Source organism: Marinobacter similis, from assembly GCF_000830985.1.
GTDB lineage: Bacteria > Pseudomonadota > Gammaproteobacteria > Pseudomonadales > Oleiphilaceae > Marinobacter > Marinobacter similis.
Window position 1 is genome coordinate 2,225,421 of the sequence record NZ_CP007151.1, and the last position, 23,251, is coordinate 2,248,671.

Here is a 23,251-nt window from a genome sequence, read left to right on the forward strand (position 1 = left end):
AACCCAAAGCGCATTTAGGCAAAGGTGAACACCATGAGTAATCCCATCGTCCAGCCGTTTTTCGACGAAGCCACCAACACGTTCAGCTACGTGGTTCGGGATCCGGACAGCCAGGCCTGTGCGATTCTGGATTCGGTACTCGACTTCGATTACGCCGCCGGCCGCACCGCCGTGGACTCCGCCAATGACATTGTGGCCTACGTGCACAGCCATGATCTGGCGGTGGAGTGGGTTCTGGAAACCCACGTCCATGCCGACCATCTGTCGCTGCGCCGCACCTGAAAAACCAACTGGGCGGCAAGACCGGTATCGGCTTACACATTCGCGATGTCCAGGAGATATTCGGCAAGGCTTTCAACGCGGGTGGCGACTTCGCCCAGGATGGCAGCCAATTCGATCGGCTTTTCCAGGAAGGTGACCGCTTCCGGATTGGCGGGCTGGAGGCCCGGGTTCTGCACACGCCCGGCCACACTCCGGCGTGCCTTACTTACGTTATCGGTGACGCGGCCTTCGTTGGCGACACCCTGTTCATGCCCGATTACGGCACCGCCCGGTGTGATTTCCCTGGTGGCGACGCTCGCACCCTGTACCGATCCATTCAGAAAGTGCTGGCACTGCCGCCGGAGACCCGGCTGTTTCTGTGTCACGATTACAAGGCTCCGGGGCGGGATGACTATGCCCCCATGACCACCGTGGCGGAGCAGCGTAGCAATAACATTCATGTGCACGATGGCATGTCTGAAGACGAGTTTGTCACTCTGCGCACCGAGCGCGACGCCACCCTCGGCATGCCGAGGCTGATACTGCCGGCAGTGCAGGTCAACATGCGTGCCGGGCAGTTTCCACCGGCGGAGGACAATGGCCAGGTCTATCTGAAAGTGCCTATCAACCGGTTCTGAGGCGGCAATGAACGTCAAACGCTACTTGCCCCTTATGGACTGGCTGCCTGGCTATGGCCGTAGTCAGGCCGTCAATGACCTGGTGGCGGCGGTCATTGTCACCGTCATGCTGATTCCCCAGTCGCTCGCCTATGCATTGCTCGCGGGCTTGCCGGCCCAGGTTGGGCTGTATGCCAGCATTCTGCCCTTGGTGGTCTATGCGGTGTTCGGCACCAGTCGCACGCTCTCGGTGGGTCCGGTGGCGGTGGCATCCCTGATGACGGCGGCGGCGCTGGCGCCGTTGGCCCAGGCCGGAACGTCGGAGTACCTCATTGGCGCGGTGGTGCTGGCAACGCTGTCCGGGCTAATGCTCATGGCCATGGGCCTGCTCCGGCTGGGCTTCATGGCCAATTTCCTGAGCCATCCGGTGATATCCGGTTTCATAACCGCCTCCGGAATCGTCATCGCGGCCAGTCAGCTCAAGCACATTCTGGGTGTCGAGGCGTCCGGTCATAACCTGCTCGAAATCGTGAACTCCCTGGCGGGTTCCATTGGCCAGACAAACGGGGCGACGGTCGCCGTCGGCGCCGGTGCTTTGCTTTTCCTGCTGGTTGCTCGCAAACGCCTGAATCCGCTGTTGCGCGCCGTCGGGCTTGCGCCCCGGTTGGCGGATATTCTGACCAAGACCGCGCCAATTCTGGCGGTGCTGGTAACCACGTTGCTGGCCTGGCAGCTGAATCTCGGTGCCCAGGGTGTAAAGCTGGTTGGCCAGGTGCCTGCAGGCTTACCCTCCCTCGCTTTGCCCAGCCTCGACTGGGGGCTATGGCAGCAGCTGGCCGTGAGTGCCCTGCTGATTAGTGTGGTGGGTTTTGTGGAGTCGGTGTCGGTGGGCCAGACCCTGGCCGCCAAGCGTCGCCAGCGTATCGATCCGGATCAGGAATTGATCGGGCTGGGCGCAGCCAATGTCAGCTCTGGCCTGTCCGGCGGCATGCCGGTGACCGGGGGCTTCTCCCGGTCGGTGGTGAACTTCGATGCCGGCGCAGAAACGCCCGCGGCTGGTGCCTTCACGGCGGTCGGGATTGCGCTGGCCACCCTGTACCTGACCCCGGCCATTGCCTATCTGCCCCAGGCGACGCTGGCGGCAACCATCATGGTGGCGGTTGCCACCCTGATTGATCTGCCCGCGCTGGCGCGCACCTGGCGCTATTCCAGGCCCGATTTTGGCGCCATGCTGGCCACCATCCTGCTGACCCTAGCGCACAGTGTTGAAGCCGGCATCCTGGCTGGTGTGGGATTGTCCATCGGCCTGTTTCTCTACCGCACCAGCCGGCCCCACAGCGCCGTTGTTGGTCGGGTGCCTGGAACCGAACACTTCCGAAACGTGCTGCGCCACGATGTTGAACTTTGTCCCAAGGTGACCTTTCTGCGGGTGGACGAAAGCCTGTATTTTGCCAATGCCCGGTTCCTGGAGGAGCGGGTGATGGATCTGGTGGCCGGTGAGCCGGCATTGAAGCATCTGGTGCTGGTCTGTCCTGCGGTAAATCTCATCGACGCCTCGGCGCTGGAGAGCCTGGAAGCCATCAACGAACGTCTGCGAAATGCCGGCGTGGCTCTGCACCTGTCGGAGGTGAAAGGGCCGGTGATGGACCGTCTCAAAAACACGGATTTGCTGGCCAATTTGAGTGGCGAGGTTTTCCTCAGTACCTATGAAGCCTGGCAGAGACTGATCGGGCAGTCGGTAGCGCAGCGTATTATCGTCTGACCGTCAGCACACTTGCCCAATGGGTGGGGCCGACCGGTACTATGGAATTTCTCCTTTCGGTGTTCAGACAACGGCACGCGCACTATGGGTATGACCGAAAACCTGCTTTCGACCACCCAGTGGCTCATCACCCTGGTGCTGTTTCTGTTGATCCTGGTGCGGGCGGTGCGCACCATCGACTGGCAGGCTGTGCGCCGGGATAACACCCTGCAGCACACGTTCTTCGGGGCGGCGGTAGTGCTGGGCTTTCTCTGGCAGTTGCGGGCGGGGCTGTCTCCCGGCCTCTCCATTCACGTGTTCGGTATTACGGTGATTACCCTCATGCTGGGTTGGGCGCTGGCGGTTCTGGCCGGCCTGCTGGCGCTGATCATTACTGTGATCACCGGACGCGAGCCCTTGCTGATGTTTGCTGCCAACGGCTTGATTACCGTTATGATTCCAGCTTTAGTCAGTCATGGCATCATGCTTTGGGAGCGTCATAAAAATTTTAAGAACTTTTTCGCCTATATTTTCGTGTGTGGTTTTTTCGGTGCCGGCATTGCGGTAGCGGCGGCCGGCATTGTGATGTGCCTGCTGCTCTGGTCCAGCGGCGTCTATGATTTGTCCGAACTGGTGCATGAATACCTGCGGTATTTGCCGCTGTTCATGATTCCCGAGGGGTTTGCCAACGGTGCCTTTGTTACCGGGTTGATGGTTTTTCATCCGGATCGGCTCACTACTCTGGATCAGCGGCGCTATCGGTAAGGGCGATCAGCGTTTGGGCCAATACCGCTGCATCTCGACAAACAGGAAGGAGGCGCTCCAGCTGATCAGCACCAGTCCGGTAAGGCCCTCGATACCGGTCAGGAAGCGTAAAACACCGAGTGGTTCGACGTCCCCGTAGCCGACGGTGGTGAAGGTGCTGAAGGAAAAATAGACGCAATCCAGCAAGCTGCCGGTGAAATTGCCGGCCAACAGGCCCCAGGCACTGGCGTGATGCATCCAGTAGTAGGCGATGGCAAACACCCAAACCTGGAGGCTGTGCGCCAGGAGAAGCCCGAACACTGCCACAATCAGCCGGAATCGATGTCGGAGCTGTATTTTGGCAAGCAGGCCGCTGAGCCGGATCAGCGCTTCGTAGTGGAGCAGCACCACCACAGCAACAACCAGGCTATTGAGAAGGATTGCCTCAACGAGGCTGGCGTGATCTTCTACCGGCAACGGTGCAGTGCTCCAGACCTGATCGAATAATTCACATGGCTCTCCTGATGGAGGGTTTAATTTACTTTAGTTGGCCGTTTAGTAATGTCCAAACGACTCTTGCCCCTGATCATTCTTGCTCTTGGTGTCCTTGGTTTTCTTGCCCTCAAGCTGACTCGACCTGAACCGGCCCCTGTCAGCGCCACGGAACGCAGCTGGCGTGTGAGCACCCAGATTGTTCAGCCGGGAAGCCACACGCCGTTGTTGCCCTTGTATGGCCAGGTTGTGGCACCCGAGCAGCTGAACGTCACCGCGACACTGGCCGGGCGAATTGACGCTCGGCCAGTGTCGGAAGGCGAGCGGGTGCAGGCCGAGGATTTGCTGGTGGCTCTGGATGACGCCGATATCCGGCCGGTACTGACCCAGGCGGAGTCTCAGGTGGCCGATCTCAAGGCCCAGCTTCAGTCGGAGCAGGTCCGGCACCGCAATGACCGGGCGGCAATCAAGAGTGAGCGTGCGATTCGCGATAATGCGGCCCGGCAACTGGAGCGTACCAAGTCTCTGGTCGGGCGTAATCTGGCCTCGCAGGAAAACCTTGAGGCCGCTACCGACGCCTTGGCCCGGGCGGAGCTGACGGTCAGCACGCGCCAGCGGGCTATCGACGAACACCCGCCCCGATTGCAGAGCCTGGAAGCCAAACTGGCCCAGGCCGAAGCCAACCTGGCGACCATTGAAAGAGACGCCAAGCGGGCGCGGATTACCGCCCCGTTCGATGGTGTGGTCACCGGAGTTCAGGTCGCTCCCGGGGATCTGGTGGCCCGCAACGAACCGCTGCTGTCGCTCTATCCAACCAAGAACCTCGAGCTGCGAGCCCGGGTGCGGCAATGTTCCGGGCGGAGCTGCTGGGTGCCTGTCCCGGGGTGAAACGCTGATGGCGTCCAGTGAGGGCGGCGAGCACCGATTTGAGCTGATCCGGTTTGCCGGCACCGCAGATGCGGCGGGAACAGAAGCCATCCTGGCGCTGGTTGGCAATGGTGGCGGTTTGCGTCCCGGTGAGTTGCTGCCGGTTAACCTGCAACGGCCGGAACGCGCGGATTCCGTTGCCATTCCTTTTAGCGCTCTTTATGGCGCCAACGCCGTTTATCTGATGAACCAGGACCAGCGAATGGAGCGGGTTCGGGTCGAGCGCATAGGCGAGGCCATGGCGAATAACGGCGAGCGTCGGCTCCTGGTGGCAGGTGACGAGCTCAAGCCGGGTGCGAAGCTGATCACCACTCACTTGCCCAACGCCATGACCGGGTTGAAAGTCGAGCCGGTGGACCCTGCACCGTCAGAAGAGAAGGGAACGGAGGCTGCTGAATGAGAGGCCGCCGAGGGGTGATCGGATTTTTTGTTCATCACCGGGTTGCGGCCAATCTGGTGATGCTGGTGATGTTGCTGGGTGGCGTACTGGCGCTGACCCGGATGAATATCCAGTTTTTCCCCACCTTCGCCCTCGACTATGTCAGTGTCCGGGTGGTTTGGAGCGGCGCCTCAGCTGAGGATGTCGAGCAGGGTATTACCGATCCGCTGGAACAGCGGCTGCGCAGCATCGAAGGCCTCAAGAAGATGACTTCGACCTCGGCCCAGAGCGTGTCCTCCATCACCCTCGAGTTCCATGAGGGCACCGACCCCATGCAGGCGCTGGACGACGTCAATCAGCAGGTGGACGAATTCACCAACCTGCCGGCGGATGCCGAAGAGCCTCAGGTCACCCGCATTGAGCGCTATGAGCCGGTGGCGCGATTGCTGGTCTACGGCGATATGGATCGCAGCGAATTGCGGGATTTGAGTTACCGGTTCGAGGATGAACTGCTGGAGCAGGGCATTGACCGGGTCGAAATCTCCGGCCTGCCGGAGCAGCAGATCAGCATCGATGTGCCGGTTGAACGCCTGGAGACCCTGGGGCTGTCCCTGGAACAGATTGCCGACCGGGTGGCCTCCATTTCCCGGGATCTGCCTGCTGGCATGATGGCGCAGCAGGATGCTACCCGGGAGTTGCGGGCGGTGGAGCAGCGCCGGTCTGCCCAGGCGTTCGAGGACATCACGGTACTCAGTGGTGAGCGGATTCAGCTCAGGCTGGGGGACATTGCCATAATCCGGCAGGAAGCCCGGGATAATCAGGTGACTCTGAGTCGCAACGGTTACCCGGCGGCGGAGCTGGTGCTTCAGCGCGCCGAAAATGGCGATTCCCTGGAATCTGCCAGGTGCTGGATGACTGGCTGGAAAAGACCCGGCCGACCCTGCCGCCCTCCCTGACCCTGGAAGTCTACGATCAGTCCTGGCAACTGCTGAACGACCGTATTTCCCTGCTGGTTAATAACGGCCTGGGCGGTCTGGTGCTGGTGGTCTGCCTGTTGTACCTGTTCCTGCCAGGCCGGGTGGCCGTCTGGGTGGCAATTGGTATACCCACCGCCTTTCTGGCGTCCATGGCGGTGCTGTGGGGTATCGGCGGCTCCATCAATATGATTTCACTGTTTGCCCTGATCATGGCCCTGGGGGTAATCGTGGACGATGCCATTGTGGTGGGCGAGGACGCCGACGCCCACGCGCGTATGGGGGAAGAGTCGATTTACGCCTCCGAAGGCGCCGCCAAGCGCATGGTGTGGCCGGTATTGGCGTCGTCGCTGACCACGGTGGCCGCGTTTATGCCGCTGCTGGTCGTGGGCGGTGTGATTGGCAATATCCTGGGTGACATTCCCACGGTGATGATCTGCGTGCTGGTGGCTTCGCTTCTGGAGTGTTTTATTGTGCTGCCCGCGCACCTGCGTCACGCCTTCGTGCCCCGTGGACGTTCCGGTGGCGAAAAACAGCCCTCGTCCGTTAGCCGAAATCCCGTAGCGCGTCTGCGCTCGGGTTTTGAGACGAAGTTCGATCAGTTCCGCGAAGGCCGGTTCCGCCGGTTCTCTCTGCTCAGCCTTAAGCACCGGGGCGTAACCCTGGCTAGTGCGGTCGCACTGGCCCTGCTTACCGTCGGTTTGCTGGCCGGTGGCCGGCTTGGCTTCAATTTCTTCCCCACGCCTGAGCCCTCTATCTTTTATGCCAACGCCAGCTTTGTGGCCGGCACCGATGAGCGCACGGTAGACCGGTTTCTGGAGGATATGCGAAGAAGTCTGAACGACACCGAGGAAGCCCTCGGCGGCGATCTGATCCTGCACGCGATTACCCGCGAGGGCGCAACCCTGGGGTCCGGAGGCCGGTCACGTACTGGTGAAGAGCTCGGCGCCATGTTCATAGAGCTGGCACCTTCAGACCGGCGCCTGGTTCGAAATCCCGAGTTCATTAACGAATGGCGCAGCCGCCTGGCGCTGCCTGCGGGGCTGGAAAATCTGAGTATTTCCGAGCGGCAAGCCGGGCCACCGGGCCGGGATGTTAACGTGCGCCTGACCGGCGATGATGCCGAATCCCTGAAAGCCGCCGCTGAAGCCCTGTCTCAGGCGCTGTCGACCCTGCCGGGCGTGCTCGATGTGGAAGACGACATGCCATGGGGGCGGGAACAGCTGATCTACCAGGTTAGCGCCTACGGCGAGGCCCTTGGCCTGACCACCTCCGATCTGGGCCGACAACTGCGGGCTGCCTTTGATGGCCGTATTGCCAGATCTATCAGGATGGACGGGACGAAGTGGAAGTGAGGGTACAGCTGCCCCAGGATCAGCGCGAGCGACTCTCTACCTTGTCACAGATGACTGTGAGAGTGCCGGATGGCCGCTTTGTGCCACTCAGTCAGGTCATGAATCTGGATCACCGGCAGGGCTTCGAAGCCCTCCGCCATGCGGACGGCAAGCTGGCGGTGGAGGTGACCTCCGGGCTGAATACCCAGGTCAGCACCACGGACCAGATTCTCGACAGCCTGCAGGCCGAGGCCCTGCCTGAAATCGCCAGTCGCTATAACGTGCGCTACAGCTTCGAAGGCCGGGCCGCCGACCAGCGCGAAACCCTGGCCGACATGCAGACCGGCCTGATTATTGGCCTGGGCCTGATGTACGTGGTGCTGGTCTGGGTGTTTGCGTCCTGGAGTCTGCCAGTAATTGTCATGGCGATCATTCCCTTTGCTTTGGTCGGAGGCCTCATTGGGCATTGGCTGATGGGGCTCCAACTCACCATCCTGTCCCTGTTCGGGTTGTTTGGTTTGTCCGGAATAGTGGTCAATAACGCCATCATCCTCGTAGCTTTCTATAACCAGCAGCGAAAAAAGGGCCTCGACATCACCAAAGCCCTGAACGAGGCCGCGGTTCAGAGGGTGCGGGCGGTGCTGCTGACCTCGCTGACCACTATCGGTGGCCTGTTGCCGCTGTTGTTCGAAACCTCGCTGCAGGCGCAGTTCCTGATCCCCATGGCGACTTCAATCGCGTTCGGCTCGGGCTGTCGACGCTGCTGGTGCTGCTGGTGATTCCGGCCCTGCTGTCCTGGCTGGAGCAATTCCGGGAATGGCGCGCCCAACGACACGGAGAGCATGCTCCTTTGATAGGGATTGACGAATAAAGGCAGAATTTCAATGGGACAAGCTTTGCTTACGGTTCACGGACTGGCCAAGGGTTTTCAGAGTGGCAGCGAGCATATCCCTGTGCTGGCGGACCTGGCCTTCACCTTGAGCCAAGGTCAGTCCATGGCGTTAATGGGCCGGTCCGGGTCGGGTAAAAGCACCCTGTTGAACCTGTTGTGCGGCCTGGAACACCCGGACGCCGGCGTTATCGATATCGACGAGCAACGCTTTGACGGCGGCCGGGCCTCTGACCGACGAACACAGGTTCGGCGCTGGGCCGATCTGCGGCGCCAGCGCATCGGTGTGGTGTTCCAGGACGCCAACCTGATGCCGGCCATGTCGTTGCTCGACAACGTTCGGTTGAGAGCCCGGCTGGCTGGTCAGGACGATCAGGGCTGTTTGGCCTGGCTCGAACGCCTGGGCATCGGCGCCCTGGGCGACCGGTTTCCGGATCAGGTCTCGGGCGGTCAGCGCCAGCGTGCGGCCCTGGCCATGGTGTTTGCCATGCAGCCCGCACTGATCCTGGCGGATGAACCGACCGGCAGCCTCGATCGGCACACTGCGGATGACGTCGCCGATGAATTGTTCCGGCTCCAGGCCGACCACGGTTGCGCCTGATTCTAGCCACCCACGACGCTGAACTGGCGGCCCGCTGCGGCCAGCGCTAGATCTGGCGCACCCGTCGAACCCCACTTCGCCCTTTACATCCTCCATGGTTTCTAGCAGCTCCGCGCCTGCAGACCGGGCCCCGTGATGACACTGTTCGCCGCATTGTTCAGTCATTACCGGCGTCACCCGCTGCAGCTGCTCTCGCTGGCGATCATGATTGTGGTCGCCACCATGTTGTGGACTGGGGTTAGTCATCTCACCTATCAGGCCAGGGCCAGTCTCGGTCAAAGTGAGCAGGCGGTAGCGGAGCGGCAGCAAGTGGTTCGCTTGGACGGGCAGTCGGTTACGGTGGCGGATTTCGTGACCCTGCGCCGGGCCGGTGTTTGCGTTATGCCCTGGCTTGAGGTGCAGCGCCCGGATGCCCAGGGCCGGGTGGTGGGCGTGGACGGGTTAGCGGCGAGTTGTTTTGCCGGGGCCAGCGAATCCACGCAGGCCTGGAATCAGCCCCTGAACGGTAAACCCTTTCTCGATATTCGCGATGCCGCGGCTCTGACCACCGGCCCCGATGACCAGACTGCCGAGTTGACGCTGCTGGTGGCGGAGCAGGTGGCCGAGGCTGCTTTGCCCGAGGGCTATCGCCTGACCCGCTTCAGCCTTGGCCCCGATACCGGGGAGTTGGGTGAAAGCTTCCTGCTAAACCTGGATGCCCTTGGCGTGCTGGTGCTGTTAATCACCGCCTTGCTGCTGCGCAGTGTGTATCAGCTGGGGCTGGCGCAACGCCGGGACAGTTTCGCTCTTTTGCACAGGTTCGGCGTGCCGCCAGTATCGGTTAATCGCTTGCTGGTGCTGGAAATGGCCCTGCTGGCCGGGCTCTGTGTGATTCCGGGCGTGGCGTTAGGGCGGTTGCTAGCCGGGCTTCTGGGCAGCGGATTCGGTCAGGCCCTGGACAATCTGTTTGATGCGCCGCTGTACGCCGGCCAGGAGGCGAGCTGGCTATCGTCGGTTCTGACCATGATGGCGGTGGTGATGGTGGTCTGCCTGATTGATCTGATCCGACCGGTTTCGCGAGCGCCGGTAACGCTCCAGGCCGGTCAGCGACGGTCCCTGGCCCTGGCGGCTCTGTTGCTTGGGCTGGTGCTGGCTTTGGTGGCATCGTCGCTGGTGCTGGTGTTTATAGCCGTTGCCCTGGTGTTCGTTGGCGCAGGGTTGCTGGCTCCGAGTCTGATGTCCGGTCTGGCCCAGCGCCTTGCCCGGGCTGCGCCGGACCCGCTAATACGCTGGCACTTCGCCGAATTTGGGGTTCTGGCCCGGCGCCTGGCGTTGCCGCTGGTGGCACTGCAGTTTTCGTTGGCCATGGTGTTGGCGGTGCAGGCATTGGTGACGGTGTTTGAAGCAACTTTTGATGAGTGGCTGTCCCAGCGGCTGGCGGCCGACTTTTTTGTCGAAGTGCCTGCGGGTGCCGATACTGGCGCCGCCGTCGACTGGCTGGCGGACGAGCCTGAGCTGGCAGCAAGCGGCGATTGGCAGCGGGTGGTGCGAGGCAAGGCGGAGCTGACGGTGTCAGGTGTCGAGCAGGTTTTGGTGTCCCAGCCGGGACAGAGTGTCGACCTGCTGGCCGTTGCGCCTGTAGGCCGGCTGCTGACCCAGTGGCGCCTGCAGGCAGCTGTAGACCAACCCTGGCAGGCCTTTGCCCGGGGCGAGGGCATCATGATCAATGAACAACTGGCGGGCCGGCAGGAGTTGGCGGTGGGCCAAACCTTGAACCTGACCGTGGCCGATAAAGCCCTGTCATTGCCCGTTCTGGCTATCTATCCCGACTATGGTCGTCCGGCCGGTGAGGTGCTGCTTAACGCCGAACTGTTGCCGACGGCGTTCAAACCCGGATTCGAGAGCCTGTCTATCAATCCGGGCAATCTGGACATGGCGACTGTGGTATCGGGGCTGCAGCGGGTATGCAGGTGGAGACGGTGACAGTGCGGAACAACGAGCGCATTCGTGAGCTGGCGGACACCGTGTTCGACCAGACGTTCCTGCTGACCCGGGCCATGACCGTGCTGACTTTGATTTTGGCAGCGGCTGCCTTGCTGATTATGGGCTGGGTGTTCTTCTCAACCCGGGTCTGGTATTACCGGCTATTGGCGGTGTGGGGCTTGCGCGACAGGGAGGTGGCCGGCCAGATGGTGCGCCTGGCCGTCAGCCTGACTATTGGCATTGCGGTGTTGGCGTTGCCGTTGGGTATCTGGCTGACCTGGGTGCTCGTGCACCGGATCAACCCCTTGGCCTTTGGCTGGTCATTGCCGATGGCCGTGTATCCGGAGTTCTGGGTAGAGCTGATTGGGCTCAGCCTGATGGTTGGCCTGAGTATCGCCGCGCTGATGCGTCGTCAGCTCCAGCAGCCGGCTACCATGCCTGCTTCCGCGAGTAGCCTGGCGGGAGGTGATCGGTGACATTTTTCAGAAAATTGCCTCATTTCCCAAGGTTTTTTCAAATTTTTGCCCCGTTATTTGGGCTTTTTCTCCTTGCCGGCTGCTCCGGGGAGTCCGAAGACAGCGGCTTTGCGGGGCTTGCCGAGTCCCAACAGACCGATACCGACGTACCTTTCCTGCAGCCGGGTCCGGGTGACCGGCTCGAATTCCCGGAGGATTTTGGGCCCCACCCCCAGCACCGCATCGAATGGTGGTACCTGACTGCCAATCTCGAAAACCAGGCCGGTGAGCCGCTGGGCCTGCAATGGACACAGTTTCGCCAGGCCCTGACCCCGAGGCCGGCGGATGCGACACCGCCGGAGCCGTCCCAGTGGCCATTGCAGGCGGCGTGGATGGCTCACGGTGCACTCAGCTGGCGTGGTCAGCACCATTTTGCCGAGCGGCTGGCCCGGGCCGACGTTGGTCACGCCGGCGCCACGGCACATCCATTCGAGGTCTGGCTTGATGACTGGCGGCTTAGCCGTACGGGCGAGTCCGGCCGTTGGCGATTGCAGGTGTCGGCGGATAACTGGTCCTACGATCTGTTCCTGCGGCTAAACGGTCCGCCGGTGGCGCACGGTGACCGAGCTTCAGCGCCAAGTCGGCCAGTGGTGAAGGCTCGATGTATTTCAGCCTGGTGGATATTGCCATAGCCGGTACAGTCACCATCGACGGCGAAACCCAGAAGGTCCGCGGCAAGGGCTGGTTTGATCGGGAGTGGAGTAGCCAGCTGCTGAAAACCGGGCAGCAGGGTTGGGACTGGTTTGCCCTGCACCTGGATTCCGGCAACAAGCTGATGGCATTCCGGTTACGGGAGAACAGCGATGTGTTCACTTCCGGCACCTGGATTACCGATGAAGGTAAGGCGGTTTCGCTGAGTGCCGACGATCTGATACTGGCTCCCGACGCAGACGCCGAGGCAACGCCAACCCGATGGCGGCTGCAGGTGCCCCGTTACGGCGTCGATCTCGATATTGCCGCGCCGCCCGGCAATTACCGTAATGAGGGTCAGTACCCGTACTGGGAAAGTCCGGTCAGCGTCAGTGGTAGTCACTCGGGGGAGGGCTACATGGAACTGACCGGGTATGAGGCGGAGTAGGCCGTTCAGCTGGTCGCTGGTGGTTCCAGACTGGAGAACAGCTCCTGGATGCCGCTGTGCCACTGCTGCCGCAGGCTGTGGAAGTATTCACACTGCTCCTCAACCCGCTCCATCAGGCAAGGCTTGAGGGCGTCTTTGCGATAGATCGCAACGTCCAGGGGCATGCCCACGGACAGGTTGCTCTTCATGGTGGAATCAAACGAGATCAGGGCGCACTGATAGGCCCGGTCCAGCGGTGTCCGGTAGTTCACGATCCGGTCGAGGATCGGTTTGCCGTACTTGGACTCGCCAATCTGGAAATAGGGTGTTTCTTCGGTGGCCTCGATGAAGTTGCCTTCCGGATAGACGTTGAACAGGCGCGGTGCCTCGCCTTTGATCTGACCCCCGAGAATCAGCGAACAACTGAAATCCACATGGCTTAGCTTGCCGTCCGGGTTGTCCCGGCGGATCACCTCGCGCATGGTCTGGCCCACGATTTCGGCGGTCTCAAACATGGTAGCGGTATTGAGCACGTTGGTGGTGTCGGTGCCGGCTCGGCGTTCCAGCAGGCTGATGACACTCTGGCTGGTGGCCAGGTTGCCGGCGGACAGCAACACCAGCTCACGTTCGCCCGGCTTGTCGAACACATGCATCTTACGGAAGGTCGAGATCTGGTCGAAACCGGCATTGGTTCGGGAATCCGACGCAAACACCAGCCCGTCGGCCAGTCGCATCGCTACGCAATAAGTCATAAAGCCCTCCTGCCAGGCTCCAATAATGCGCGTAGTCTAAAACGAATTCCGTCGGAACGTGAGCGCTTTATTGTGCGTTTTTTGGCAGTTTTGTTACTGCGCTTGCGCCGCCTCAGTCACCCAGGCCCGAGTCTGCATGTGCTCGGTTCCGCCGCCGCTGCGCATGCCACGAACGGGCGCCACATCGAGGTAGTCCAGGCCGACCGCCAGCTTCAGATGGCTCTCGGCCACGTTCAGGGTGTTAACCACATCGAAGGTCTGCCAGTTGCTGCCCAGCCAGACTTCGGCCCAGGCGTGAGTGGCCACGTGGTCATCACTGACGGAATGAATGTAGCCACTGACATAGCGAGCAGGCACGCCGATATAGCGACAACAGGCGATGAAGATATGGGTGTGGTCCTGGCACACACCAGCACCGAGCTTGAAGGCCTCCGCCGCGGTGTGGGTCACATTGGTGGCTCCCGGGGTGAACGCGATGTGCTCGCGCAGATGCTTCATCAGACGAAGCAGGCTGCGCTTGTTGGGCGAGTACTGTTCGGCGAACGCCTTCAGATCATTGTCCACCTCGGTCAATGGCGTGTCGCACAGGAAAACCTCGGGTGGAAACGGAGAGTCGTCTTTGGTCAGTGGTTTGCCGGTCAGGTCGACAATGCCCTCGGCGACCAGGGTGATACTTGGAAACGCCTTTTTCAGGGTCATCACCGTTACCGGGTTGCCATACCCATCGATCATCTCACTGGTTTCGCCCGGGATGTCCAGGTGCCATTCGAAGATACGCTGCTGGGGCGTATTGCGTGGCGTCAGCCGGATGTACTGGATGCTGTTGCGTACCGGCGATTCGTAGGTGTAGGTCGTCTCATGACGAATATGCAGTCTCATTGGTGCCACCCCATGTAGTCTTTCTGAATCTGACCGGCAATGCGCTGAATCCTTGCCAGGAAATCCACGAGGTAGTCATGCAGGCCACGTTCCTCGATGTAGTCGGTATCACCGTAACGGATATTGGCATAGAGGCTTGAGGCCATGCGCCGGGCTCTCTGGGCAGAACCACTTTCAACCCGGTCGAGCAGGCCTGCAATTTCCTCCAGACAGCTGTGCAGGGAGCGCGGCAGTTCATGGGAGAGAATCAGCAATTCCGCGACACTGGTAGGGTCCAGGCTATGTCCATAGGTGTTCTGGTAAGCCTCGAAAGCCGCCAGGGAGTTCAGCAGCGCGGTCCACTCGAAGAAGGACTGGGTGGCCTGTTCCTCCATGGCCTTCGTTGCCATAACATGGCGGATATCCAGCACCCGCGCGGTGGTATCGGCGCGCTCAATGATCGTGCCCAGACGCAGGAAGTGGAAGGCATCGTTGCGCAGCAGGGTGCCGTAAGCGGCGCCCCGGAACATGTGCGAGCGTTCGCGAATCCAGTCGAATACAGAGCTGGCGTTGGATTCGGTGACGCCCTCTTGCTGCAGTACTTGCAGGTCCAGCCAGGCCCGGTTGATGGTTTCCCATACGTCGGCTGACAGGTTGCCCCGAACATGCAGGGCGTTGTCCCGGGCGTTACGGACATAGTTAAAGACGCTGGCCGGGTGTTGATCATCCAGCAACAGGAAGTCGATCAGGTTCTGGGGCGTGATCTCGTCATGGTGTTCGAAAAACTCATCATAGGTGCCCGAGACCAGCAGCGGCACCGAAAGCTGTTCGGTGCGGTCTTCCGGAACGTCGATCAGCGCCATGTTCAAACTGACATCCAGTTGTCTGGCCTGGCTCTCTGCCCGCTCCAGGTAACGGGCCATCCAAAACAGGCTGGAGGCTGCGCGGCTCAGCATAAGTCGTCCTCCAGTACCCAAGTGTCTTTGGTGCCACCGCCCTGGGAGGAATTGACCACCAGTGAGCCCTTTTTCAAGGCTACGCGGGTCAGCCCGCCGGGAACCATCTGAATCTTCTTGCCCGACAGCACGAAGGGCCGGAGATCGAGGTGCCGAGGTGCCACGCCCTCGTCCACGAAGGTGGGGCAGGTGGACAGGCTGAGTGTCGGTTGGGCAATGTAATCCTCGGGGTGCGCCTTGAGCAAGCCGCGGAAGGTTTCCAGCTCCTTCTTGCTGGCCTTGGGGCCAATCAGCATGCCATAGCCACCCGCGCCCTGGGCTTCCTTGACGACCAGTTCCGGCAGGTGATCGAGCACGTATTGCAGATCCTTTTTCTTGCGGCACTGCCAGGTTGGCACATTCTTCAGAATGGGCTCTTCACTGAGATAGAAGCGGATCATGTCCGGAACATACGGGTAGATCGACTTGTCATCCGCAATCCCGGTGCCCATGGCGTTGGCCAGGACCACATTACCGGTTCGGTAGGCGGCATAAAGCCCGGGTACGCCCAGCATGGAACTGGGGTTGCCAGCCAGCGGATCGAGGAAGTCGTCGTCGACCCGGCGGTAGATGACATCCACCTGTTGCGGGCCGACGGTGGTTTTCATGTACACACGGTTCTGGTGCACAAACAGGTCGGCGCCTTCGACCAGCTCCACGCCCATCTGTCGCGCCAGGAAGGCATGCTCGAAATAGGCACTGTTGAACCGGCCCGGGGTGAGCACCGCCACCGTTGGGTTAGCCTTTAATGAAGCGGCGCGCAGGGTTTCACCCAGCAGATTGGGGTAGTGCTCCACCGGAGCCACCGGCGAGTGGGCAAACAATTCGGGGAATAGCCGCATCATCATCCGGCGATTCTCGAGCATGTACGAGACCCCACTGGGGCAACGGAGGTTGTCTTCCAGCACGTAAAAATCGCCATCGTTGTTACGAATCAGGTCGATACCGGCGATGTGGGAGTACAGGTTTCTCGGCAGCTTCAGGTTTTGCATGCCGGCTGATACTGGCTGTTGGCAAATACCTGCTCGGCACTGATTACGCCGGCTTTCACGATTTCGTAATTGTGGTAGATGTCGTGCAGAAAGCGGTTTAGCGCTGTTACTCGCTGGCGCAGGCCGGCCTGGAGTTTGTGCCAGTCGCTGGCGGAAATGACCCGGGGGATCAGATCAAAGGGAATCAGCCGGTCGGCGCCCTGATCCTCACCGTAGACATTGAAGGTGATGCCCAGGCGCTGGAACAACACATCGGCTTCGCGGCGCTTTTCCGCGATCAGGTTTTCATCTGATTCGAGCAACCAGTTTTCCAGCATACGGCAATGCGGCCGCACTCGGTTGTTCTCATCGAACAACTCATCAAACAGACCTGTGTCCGGCGTCTCAATCAACATGATTCCGTTCGTCTCCCTGAAGGGTGCCGGTGAAGTCGGCACTCAATACGGTAATGGGCAGCAAAAGGCGGGCCATCGGCTCTGTTGATGGTGTCATGCCCTGTCATACAGCAAAGGAGAGTACGGCCGTTCTGTCAATTCAGGGGTTAGAACGAAAACAGGCGGCCAAGTGGCCGCCTGCTTCATTGTGGAACCAAATCGCCTTATTCGACGGAGGTTGCACCAATACGGTGAATACTGACGTCCGCGCCGTTGAACTCTTCTTCGTCTGTCAGGCGCAGGCCGGAAATGGCGTTGATCACGCCATACACAATCATGCCTCCCACGAATGCCACCAAAACGCCGGCTACGGAGCCGATGATCTGGGACATCAGGCTGACGCCGCCCAGGCCACCGAAGCTTCCTGGCCGAAGATGCCGCAGGCAATCGCACCCCAGACACCACAGACGCCGTGCAGCGGCCAGACGCCCAACACATCGTCCAAACGCTCAATCTTGGCCTGGGCCCACTCGAACAGGTATACAAAGATCGCGCCGGCAACACCGCCGGTGATCAGTGCGCCCACCGGGTGCATAAGGTCTGAGCCGGCACAAACGGCTACCAGACCGGCCAGTGGACCGTTGTGGATGAAGCCCGGGTCCTTGCGACCCACCAGCATGGCCACCAGGATGCCGCCGACCATGGCCATCAGGCTGTTCACCGCGACCAGGCCACTGATGCCGTCGAGGGTTTGTGCCGACATGACGTTGAAGCCGAACCAGCCAACGGTCAGGATCCAGGCGCCCAGCGCCAGGAACGGAATGTTGGAAGGGGCAAAGGCCACTACGCGACCGTTGCGGTAACGACCGTTACGTGCGCCCAGAAGCAGAACCGCGGCCAGGGCAATCCAGCCACCCACGGCATGCACCACAACGGAGCCTGCGAAATCGTGGAAAGATGCACCAAACTGGCTCTCAAGCCATGTCTGGAAACCGTAGTTGCCGTTCCAGATCAGACCTTCGAAGAACGGGTACACCAGGGCGACGATGAGCGCAGAGGCAATCAGCATGGGGTAGAACTTTGCGCGCTCGGCGATGCCGCCGGATACGATCGCCGGAATGGCGGCTGCGAAGGTCATCAGGAAGAAGAATTTAACGAGCTCGTAGCCGTTGCTGGCGGTCAGTTCTGTCGCGCCGGTCATGAAGTGGCTGCCGTAGGCGACGTAGTAACCTACAAAGAAATAGGCTACGGCAGAGACGCCGAAATCGGTCATGATTTTGACCAGAGCGTTAACCTGGTTCTTGTGCCTTACGGTGCCCACTTCGAGGAAGGCAAAACCGGCGTGCATGGCCAGTACCATGATGGCACCGATAAGGATGAACAGCGTGTTAGCGCTCTCAGTCAGGGTGTGTACTGCACTCGTGATGTCCACGGGTTTTCGCTCCTGAGTTGTTTTGTTGGCCTCGGTCGGGCTTGTTGTGCATTGGTCGGGTGCACAGAAGCAAGAGACGTTCCAAAACAAGGCAAAAGTAGAAGCGCTGGTGAGTTGGGTAAGTGTTAGTGAAGTTTTATAGGGCTTTTCGCACTATTTGCGCACCAAAATAATGCGTTAATGTCAGGTTTGCACCGTATTGGGTAGGGCGCCTGGTTACTTACCAGGTAATGTCATTACTGGTGGCGTCGTCTTCAAGCAAAATCTCAGGCGAGGGGGGCGCCTCAAAATCGATGACGGTCTCCTTCTCAAGCGCGCCCGATTGCACAAGCTCCCGAAGCTCAATTTCCTGCTCTTTTTGAGGGCCCGACAGATCGATGATGATCTCTACCCGGCGGTTCTTGGCGCGGAGCTCCGCGGTGTCGTTGCTGACCCGCGGCTGGGTGTCGGCTAAGCCTTTGACGGCCAGCCGGGTTGGTTCTACCTCTTCCACCGCCAACAGAGCATTGGCCACGGCCGCGGCTCGTGCTGCAGAGAGATCCCAGTTGCTGTAGAACCGGGACGTGCGGATGGGGATGTCGTCGGTGTGCCCCTCCACCGTTAGTTTGCCCGGGATCTCGGCAAGAACATCTGCCATGTCCAGCAACAGGGTTTCGAAGTCGTAGGTTAGATTGGCCGAGCCGGAGGGGAAAGAGCCTTTTTCTTCGATCCGGATCACAATCCGCCGCTGATCCTCATCCTGAGCCACATTGATGCGCCCATCTTCAATGGCCTCATCCAGCACCTCAAGGATGTCTTGGGTGCTCTGGTCCAGTTGGTCCTGGGTGGCGGCCTCAATGGCTTGTTCAGTTGGGCTTTTGAGGGTCTGAAGCTCAGGCTTCTGGTCGGTGGTCGTCTGCTTGACCTCGTTCACTACGGTGGGCTCGGGCGGCGCCGGAGAGAACTTGTCGAAGATCGGGCTGGTGCCCATGGGGATTTCCAGAGCAGGGACGTCGCGCTGAACCCCGAACGCCTTCGACAGCTCACCGGCAATTTGCTTGAACTTCATGGCGTCGATCTGGGAAAAGGACAGCAGCAACACGAAGAAGCACATCAGCAGAGACATCAGATCGGCAAAAGTGACGACCCAGGCCGGGATGCCCGGCTTTTCCTCTTCCGGTAATTCGTCCATGGCTTACCCGTTTGCCGCTTCTGGTTCGCCGACTTTGGCGCGTTCTTTGGGAGGCAGGTAACTGGACAGCAGCTGCTCAATTACACGCGGGTTGGTGCCTTCCTGAATCGCCACCAGGGCGTCGATGTACAGGGACTGCATGCGCGCCTCTTCGGTCATCCGCAGCGACAGCTTGTCCGCAATGGGTGATGCAATCATGGTGGCCAGCATGGCGCCGTACAGAGTGGTCAGCAGGGCCACAGCCATGGCCGGGCCAATGGATTTCGGGTCTTCCATGTTCGATAGCATCTGCACCAGGCCAATCAGTGTGCCGATCATGCCCATGGCCGGCCCGACGTCGGCCAGCGCGGTAAACACTTTTGCGCCGGAGCGGTTATGGTCCAGGGTCATAAGCCGCTCTTTGCTCAGCAACTGTTTGATGGTGTCGCCGTCCTGGCCATCAACCAGCATCTGAATGCCCTGCGCCAGGAAAGGGGATTCGACGTCGCGCCCTTCCAGGCCCAGCACTCCTTCCTTGCGGGCAATCTGGGCTACCTCTACAAGCTCCTCGATCGCGGCCTGGGTTTCCGGCAGCTTGAACTTGAAGGCACGGGCGGCGGCGCCAAAGGCGCCCAGAAACTGGCTGAAACTGAACTTGGCCAGCACCACCAAACTACTGCCGCCGATCACGATCAGTAGGGAAGGGCCGTTGAGGAAAACATCGGGCGAGACGCCTAGAATAACCGCGGAAGCGATGAGTAGTATGGCGCCGACAAGGCCAATCAGGGTGGCAAAATCCACGTCTTCTCCAGGGAATCAAGCTAAGAAAGGAACAGGTGAAAGAGTACGTTCGGTTTCCGTCGCAATCAATTCGAATGTGTAAATTTGTTTTGCGCGTCCTGATGATCTTTCCACGCCGCGTAGCGGTGCAGGTCCGATTCCACCAGCTTCAGGCACAGGGCAACCACACCGGCGTCATCAATAAAGCCGAACCCGAGGATCAGATCGGGGATCACATCCAGGGGGTTGAGAACGTACAGCAGCGCGCCAGCAACTGCTGCAATGGTTTTCCAGGGCACGTTGCGGTAATTGCCGTACCAGTAGTCCCGGATCATTGCAAACATAAGCTTGATGTCGGCGCTGAAGCGGTTGAGCTTGCCACTGCCTTTCACTTTTTCCTCAATGGCCCGCTGGCGCTCCAGCAGGGTTTCCAGATCGGCGCGATGCACCTTGCCGGATTCGGCATTAAGCTGTTTTTCCGCGTTTTTCTCAGTAAACAGGGCCATTACAGCGTGTCCTTCTGGCAGAGGTAAATGCAGCAACCATGATCGCGCAAGCCTGAGCCGGTTGCCAACCATTACGCGCTTAACGGTGTTTGTACTGGGTTGGGCAATAGCCACGGTTTACCCCGGCCGGCCGGAGCTGACGGTGTTTGGTGCGCCGTCCACTCACCCGTTTGCGCCAGAGCCGAAAGCTGGATGGCTTCAGTTCCCGTCGCATCAGGTGAATCACCTCTTTTTCACTCAGCCGTAAAGGTGCTCTATGGCCTCGAATGGGGTGCGGTCCTCCCATGCCATTTCGATGATTCTCGATAGTTCTGGTGGTGAAAATGTTGATGTCATAGGCAGCGCCCCTGCTAGTCCAGCTAATGAGGGGGTTCTACGTTGGTCGGTTCAAAGTCGGTCAGCGTTCTTCCGTTTTCTGGTAGCGATTTCTCAATTTCGGCGGGATCTGGCCCAGTTGTTTATCCACCAGCGCCGCCATGGCAGTGTTGATAGGCTGAACGTTCAGGCCGGGCTCCAGGGTTTTCAGCAGGTAGGCGGCCGCCTCGGCGGTCGAGAGGTGGTGCTCGGCGGGTGCTTTTCGGACTACATACTGCGACGTCGGCGGGTGCGCAAAATGGAATCGGGGCAGGGCGGCAATGTGTGGATTCAGGTGCAGGATCTTCGCGGCCTTGCGCCAGGTGCCGTCTAGCAGCAGCCAGCTTTTGATGGCACTGGTATTGGCTTCCTCAAGTGGCTGGCTGGCGGGGCCGGGAAATAACACCGCCGTGCTCGCGTTCAGGTCTGCAGAGCTCAATCCGGCCTGCTGCAGTTGCTCGGGGGATTCACCCACCACAACCTGCACCTGGCCCAGGCAGCGTTCAAGAATTCTGAGAGTGCCCTTGCTGCGCCCTACCTCTGTCGGGTGCTGTATGACCGTAATAGGAGTGCCATTGGCGACCGCCTGGCACTGGTCACATACGCAAATGTTGGCGTGCAGCTGGCAATGCGGCAGATGGCTCGCTGCCGGTGCCGATTCACCACCAGGCCTTGCCCCACATTTCCGGGTTGGCCCAGTTGTCGGGGTTGTTCCAGGCGCGTTTGTGGTTATAGGTGTCGAGGTTATAGGTGTAGAGCGTGAGGGTTCCGGTCTCACCCTGTATTTCGGCGTGGCGGCGAAAGCCCAGGCCGATGAAATCCTTGAAGGCCCAGTCCGGGGTGTCGCCCACCAGCACGGCAATTTGATGGGTGCCGTAATTGCGCAGCTGGCCCAGCAGCAGAGCGCCCTCGCCGTGGGGCAGGTGCTCGAGGGTATCGGTGATCAGGGCCAGGTCCTGGACTGCAGCTGGCGGCAGTGCCGCATTGGGGTCTGCGGTGTCCAGGCGCAAGATCCGGGCGTCGTTCTTGTGGCTTTGCCAGCGTTCAGCCACCTCTTGCGCCACGGCACCACAACACACCAGCGTTGCCGGCTGGGTGGTGTCGATGATCCGCGCGAGTACCTCGCGGGCGCTGCCGGTGTTGGTTGGTGCGGTCATAGAATTGGCCAGTCTGCTGCGTCTACCGTGTGTAAGCCCACCGGCTGCTCGGCGTGGCCATCCCAGCTATCCACAAAGGTGCCGACGGGATCGTACTGCTTGGCCTGCTTGTCCAGATTGAACTGTCGCAACCCGCGGGGATCGGCGCCCACGCCAGCCAGGTATTGCCAGTTGCCGTAGTTGCTGGCGACATCATAGTCGATCAGCTGCTGCTCAAACCATGCCGCACCGTAGCGCCAGTCCAGTTCAAGTTCGTTGACGAAACAGCTGGCCACCAGTTGCCGGGCCCGGTTGCTCATGTAGCCGGTTTCACGGAGCTGATTCATGGCAGCGTTCACCAGCGGGTACTCGGTAGTACCCTGACACCAGGCCATGAATCGGTGTCCGTAGAAGGTTGCCGGCCGCTTCTTGCGCTGCACTCCGTCCCGGCGGAACAGGTTGGCACCATGTTTCAGTGCGTACCAGTAGTAGTACTCCCGCCAAAGCAGCTCGAACCAGAGCCAGTACGTCGACTCGTTGCTGGTCTCGGTGCGCTCGTACTCGGTGATGCTCTCCGCCACTTCCCGCACCGACAGGCAGCCATTGGCAAGCCAGGGTGAGAATTTTGAGGATGAATCCCACTTGTCGAGTTCGTTCCGGGTCTCTTTGTACTGGGCAATGCCGTGGTCCACAAACAGGAACTGCTTCAGCTGCGCCAGCCCCATCTCTTCGCCACCCCGGAATGGCAGTGGGTGCAGTGGATCGGCAATGGCGGGGCAGTCCCCGCGGTTGTCCTCCGGAAAACCCGGTGGTGGCGGCAGGGAAGTCAGGGTGCGAATGCGCAGCCGTTCGGAATTGCGCTCGCCGGTTTTCTCCACCTGCTTACGAAACTGCGAAAAGGTGTCCGGGAGCTCGTCCAATGTCATCGGCAGTGAGCCTTCGGTGAACAGGCTCAGGGTCTCGAATTGCTGAAACAGGGTGTTGGGCAACTGCTCCTTGAGGCGCTGCCATTGGCCAGCTTCCTGGGTTCCAGGCTGGCGGGAACGGATGATGCGGGCGATGCGATGCTCGTGGGCCAGCTTGGGCAGGACCGTTTCCGGCTCTCCGTAGGCGATGTGCAGCCGTTGCCCCAGCTCCCGCAAGCTGCGTTCAAGGGCCGTCAGGCTTTGCCAAAGGAAGCGCCAGCGGTGAGTGCCCATGGCACGGGACTGCAGAGGGCCGGGGGCGAACCAGCGCGGATCCACCACGTAGACGCAAAGCAGGACGTCGGACTTTGACGCGGCCAGCAGGGCGGCGTTGTCGTGCAGGCGAAGGTCCCGGGTGAACCAGTAGAGAGTGTGCAAGTCGGTGCGCTCCTATCCAATACTTGGCCAGTTTTCAGGTGCTGAAATGTACGCCCTTAAGCCGGCAAGAGATTATTGCCAGGTGG

At 60.4% G+C, this 23,251-nt stretch carries 18 protein-coding genes and 6 pseudogenes; 11 read left to right on the top strand and 13 right to left on the bottom strand.

Going from position 1 to position 23,251, the window contains the following annotated elements:
* The first annotated feature begins 33 nt into the window (after positions 1 to 33).
* From AU14_RS10315 to AU14_RS10325, 3 genes and pseudogenes are all read left to right on the top strand, one after another.
* Positions 34 to 899 (top strand): annotated as a pseudogene (locus AU14_RS10315) (MBL fold metallo-hydrolase).
* Between the two features lie 7 nt (positions 900 to 906).
* A complete protein-coding gene (locus AU14_RS10320) occupies positions 907 to 2,640 on the top strand; it encodes a SulP family inorganic anion transporter (RefSeq protein WP_041340672.1) in 1,734 nt (577 codons plus the stop codon).
* A gap of 84 nt (positions 2,641 to 2,724) precedes the next feature.
* Complete coding sequence (locus AU14_RS10325; protein WP_041340673.1) at positions 2,725 to 3,384, top strand: energy-coupling factor ABC transporter permease; 660 nt, start codon at positions 2,725 to 2,727, stop codon at positions 3,382 to 3,384.
* Positions 3,385 to 3,390: 6 nt separating this feature from the next.
* Here the strand turns inward: AU14_RS10325 and AU14_RS10330 are convergent, their stop codons facing one another.
* Positions 3,391 to 3,840, bottom strand: a complete 450-nt coding sequence (locus AU14_RS10330) for a potassium channel family protein (protein ID WP_052472017.1) — start codon at positions 3,838 to 3,840, stop codon at positions 3,391 to 3,393.
* Positions 3,841 to 3,924: 84 nt separating this feature from the next.
* On the opposite strand from AU14_RS10330, the gene AU14_RS10335 reads away from it, so the two are divergent.
* The 8 genes and pseudogenes from AU14_RS10335 (at position 3,925) to AU14_RS23320 (ending at position 12,514) form a co-directional block, all read left to right on the top strand.
* Positions 3,925 to 4,743, top strand: a complete 819-nt coding sequence (locus AU14_RS10335; RefSeq protein WP_236743966.1) for an HlyD family secretion protein — start codon at positions 3,925 to 3,927, stop codon at positions 4,741 to 4,743.
* A 7-nt stretch (positions 4,744 to 4,750) separates the two neighbouring features.
* Entirely contained in the window at positions 4,751 to 5,182 is a 432-nt protein-coding gene (locus AU14_RS21390; protein ID WP_236743967.1) for an efflux RND transporter periplasmic adaptor subunit, read from the top strand.
* Positions 5,179 to 8,340 (top strand): annotated as a pseudogene (locus AU14_RS10340) (efflux RND transporter permease subunit). Before AU14_RS21390 ends, AU14_RS10340 begins: the two are co-directional and overlap by 4 nt.
* A 13-nt stretch (positions 8,341 to 8,353) precedes the next feature.
* The gene (locus tag AU14_RS10345) at positions 8,354 to 8,959 is read left to right on the top strand and encodes an ABC transporter ATP-binding protein (RefSeq protein ID WP_330217876.1); all 606 of its coding nucleotides are present in this window, start codon (positions 8,354 to 8,356) and stop codon (positions 8,957 to 8,959) included.
* 135 nt (positions 8,960 to 9,094) lie between these two features.
* The gene (locus AU14_RS10350) at positions 9,095 to 10,921 is read left to right on the top strand and encodes an FtsX-like permease family protein (RefSeq protein WP_330217877.1); all 1,827 of its coding nucleotides are present in this window, start codon (positions 9,095 to 9,097) and stop codon (positions 10,919 to 10,921) included.
* Complete coding sequence (locus tag AU14_RS23310) at positions 10,918 to 11,397, top strand: ABC transporter permease (RefSeq protein ID WP_330217878.1); 480 nt, start codon at positions 10,918 to 10,920, stop codon at positions 11,395 to 11,397. The genes AU14_RS10350 and AU14_RS23310 overlap by 4 nt, the downstream gene beginning before the upstream one ends.
* Positions 11,394 to 12,082, top strand: a pseudogene (locus AU14_RS23315) (lipocalin-like domain-containing protein); the annotation flags it as partial. The gene AU14_RS23310 and the pseudogene AU14_RS23315, both read left to right, overlap by 4 nt.
* A 126-nt stretch (positions 12,083 to 12,208) precedes the next feature.
* Complete coding sequence (locus AU14_RS23320; protein ID WP_330217989.1) at positions 12,209 to 12,514, top strand: lipocalin family protein; 306 nt, start codon at positions 12,209 to 12,211, stop codon at positions 12,512 to 12,514.
* Positions 12,515 to 12,519: 5 nt separating this feature from the next.
* On the opposite strand, the gene AU14_RS10360 is transcribed toward AU14_RS23320, so the two are convergent.
* The 12 genes and pseudogenes from AU14_RS10360 to AU14_RS10410 form a co-directional block, all read right to left on the bottom strand.
* A complete protein-coding gene (locus AU14_RS10360; RefSeq protein ID WP_041340675.1) occupies positions 12,520 to 13,245 on the bottom strand; it encodes a proteasome-type protease in 726 nt (241 codons plus the stop codon).
* 93 nt (positions 13,246 to 13,338) lie between these two features.
* Entirely contained in the window at positions 13,339 to 14,124 is a 786-nt protein-coding gene (locus tag AU14_RS10365) for a transglutaminase family protein (RefSeq protein WP_041340677.1), read from the bottom strand.
* Positions 14,121 to 15,059 (bottom strand): alpha-E domain-containing protein, encoded by a 939-nt coding sequence (locus tag AU14_RS10370; RefSeq protein WP_041340679.1) that lies wholly within the window; start codon positions 15,057 to 15,059, stop codon positions 14,121 to 14,123. The genes AU14_RS10365 and AU14_RS10370 overlap by 4 nt, the downstream gene beginning before the upstream one ends.
* Positions 15,053 to 16,485 (bottom strand): annotated as a pseudogene (locus AU14_RS10375) (circularly permuted type 2 ATP-grasp protein). The gene AU14_RS10370 and the pseudogene AU14_RS10375 overlap by 7 nt, the downstream one beginning before the upstream one ends.
* Before the next feature lie 203 nt (positions 16,486 to 16,688).
* Positions 16,689 to 17,896, bottom strand: a pseudogene (locus AU14_RS10380) (ammonium transporter).
* Between the two features lie 220 nt (positions 17,897 to 18,116).
* Positions 18,117 to 19,067: a MotB family protein gene (locus AU14_RS10385; protein WP_041340681.1), complete on the bottom strand. Its 951-nt coding sequence runs from the start codon at positions 19,065 to 19,067 to the stop codon at positions 18,117 to 18,119.
* A gap of 3 nt (positions 19,068 to 19,070) precedes the next feature.
* Entirely contained in the window at positions 19,071 to 19,847 is a 777-nt protein-coding gene (locus AU14_RS10390) for a MotA/TolQ/ExbB proton channel family protein (RefSeq protein WP_041340682.1), read from the bottom strand.
* Positions 19,848 to 19,912: 65 nt separating this feature from the next.
* Positions 19,913 to 20,332 (bottom strand): YkvA family protein, encoded by a 420-nt coding sequence (locus AU14_RS10395; RefSeq protein WP_041340684.1) that lies wholly within the window; start codon positions 20,330 to 20,332, stop codon positions 19,913 to 19,915.
* A 79-nt stretch (positions 20,333 to 20,411) separates the two neighbouring features.
* Positions 20,412 to 20,668 (bottom strand): annotated as a pseudogene (locus tag AU14_RS19070) (TIGR03643 family protein).
* Positions 20,669 to 20,729: 61 nt separating this feature from the next.
* Complete coding sequence (locus AU14_RS10400) at positions 20,730 to 21,464, bottom strand: tRNA-uridine aminocarboxypropyltransferase (RefSeq protein ID WP_236743968.1); 735 nt, start codon at positions 21,462 to 21,464, stop codon at positions 20,730 to 20,732.
* Positions 21,346 to 21,843 carry a DUF6231 family protein gene (locus tag AU14_RS10405; RefSeq protein ID WP_041340685.1) on the bottom strand — a complete coding sequence of 166 codons (498 nt, stop codon included), beginning with the start codon at positions 21,841 to 21,843 and terminating at the stop codon, positions 21,346 to 21,348. Before AU14_RS10405 ends, AU14_RS10400 begins: the two co-directional genes overlap by 119 nt.
* Positions 21,840 to 23,165, bottom strand: a complete 1,326-nt coding sequence (locus AU14_RS10410) for a DASH family cryptochrome (RefSeq protein WP_041340686.1) — start codon at positions 23,163 to 23,165, stop codon at positions 21,840 to 21,842. Before AU14_RS10410 ends, AU14_RS10405 begins: the two co-directional genes overlap by 4 nt.
* Positions 23,166 to 23,251: the final 86 nt, after the last annotated feature.